Annotated in this window: 1 protein-coding gene; it reads left to right on the top strand. The window is 47.4% G+C overall.

All coding sequences use genetic code 11. From position 1 onward, the window contains the following. Positions 1 to 54: 54 nt before the first annotated feature. A complete protein-coding gene (locus ACTHUT_RS19570) occupies positions 55 to 1,629 on the top strand; it encodes a glycosyltransferase family 2 protein (RefSeq protein ID WP_250600760.1) in 1,575 nt (524 codons plus the stop codon). Positions 1,630 to 1,795 lie beyond the last annotated feature (166 nt).

The following is a 1,795-nucleotide window of genomic DNA, read 5'->3' as shown; positions in this document are numbered from 1 at the left end:
TATTGTAGCGGTATATCGGTTAAAATACAGCTTCCTTTTTCAGACGGCCTTTTTATGATGCACACAATTCCGGCAACCGCCGCCATGTTGGTAAAAAATTCAGAACGTTATCTTTCAGAAGTTTTGAATGCGCTGAAAGACTTTGACGAAGTCCTGCTGTTGGACAACGGCTCGACCGACCGTACTTTTGAAATTGCCAAGGGATTTTCCAATGTCAGCTATTACAAGCATGACTTTATCGGGTTTGGCCCGATGAAAAATCTGGCGGCCAGACTGGCGCAAAACAATTGGATTTTCAGCATAGACAGTGATGAAGTGGCGGATGAGACTTTAATCGAATCGATTCGTGCGGCCGTTTTGGAAAATGAGAAAGAGCATATCTTTTCGCTTTCCCGCCTGAACCATTACCACGGCAGACTGATTAAAGGCTGCGGCTGGTATCCGGATATTATTCCGCGCCTTTATCATCGCAGATTTACCCGGTTTTCCGACCGTCAGGTGCATGAGTCTTTGGTGTTGCCGCAGGAAGCCAAGGTTAAACAACTTGATGGCCGTCTGAAACATTATTCTTTTGAAAACGCCGAAGGGCTGATTCAGAAAATGCAACAGTACAGCTCACTGTATGCGGAAGAAAACCGCTTCAAGAAAGACAGTTCGCCGTTTAAGGCTTTGCTGCATGGCGGCGTATCGTTTGTGAAGAATTATCTGCTCAAACGCGGTTTTGCCTATGGGGCGGACGGCCTGACGATTTCAGTGTCCAATGCGCAAGGTTCGTATTACAAATATGTCAAACTCTACGAGCGCAACCGCACGATAACCGTCTCCCTCATCATCACCACTTACAACCGCCCCGATGCTTTGGAGCTGGTGTTGAAATCGGCTTTATCGCAAACCCGTCTGCCGGATGAGATTATTGTTGCGGATGACGGCTCAAGGCAGGAAACCGCCGAAGTGGTTGATTTTATCCGTCGTAGGACAAGCATTCCGGTCAAACATTCATGGCAGCCGGATAGGGGCTTTCGTGCCGCCGAATCGCGCAACCGTGCGTTGGCACAGGCGAAAAGCGATTATATTGTGTTGATTGACGGCGATATGGTTTTGGATCCGTCTTTTATCGCCGATCATTTGAAGATTGCCCGCAAAGGCCGTCTGATACAGGGTTCCCGCGTGATTTTGACTGAGGATAAAACGCAGGATATTTTAGACGAAGGCGATTTGCCTGCTTTGTCCATGTTCAGCTCGGGGATAGAAAAACGGCTTTCCGCCTTGCGCTGCCGTTGTTTAGCCAAATTGGCAGGCCGAAAAGGTAACCGCAAACACAAAGGCATCAAAACTTGCAATATGGGCTTTTTCCGCAGCGATGCGCTTGCCGTCAACGGGTTTGACAATAGCTTTGTCGGTTGGGGCAGGGAAGACAGCGAATTTGTCGCCCGTTGCTATCATAACGGTATGAAACGCCATAATTTGAAATTTGCCGGCATTGCGTATCACCTTTGGCACAATGAGGCAGAACGCGATTCCTTGCCGCAAAATGATGCTTTGTTGGAGGCAACTTTGTCGGAACGTAAAATCCGCTGTGTTCATGGCGTATCGGATTTTATAAAAGATGAAGAAGTAGCCGGAAAATAGCCTTATCATCTTTTTAAGTCATAGAGGCCGTCTGAAAATTTGAACTGCACCCCAAAAGTTGGACATCCCCCCTCCAACTCACAAGGTGCAGTTTTTTTATGAGCAAATATACATTACACTTCAAATACCAAGCCGTACTCCACTACCTGCACATACGCAGCCAACA

The sequence above is a fragment of the Neisseria sp. P0022.S010 genome (genome assembly GCF_051956635.1).
This window is presented reverse-complemented; position numbering and strand designations above follow the sequence as displayed.

Bases quoted from the DNA above. Each gene is read 5' to 3' on its own strand.
- ACTHUT_RS19570 (WP_250600760.1), top strand. From the start codon at position 55: ATGATGCACACAATTCCGGCAACCGCCGCCATGTTGGTAAAAAATTCA.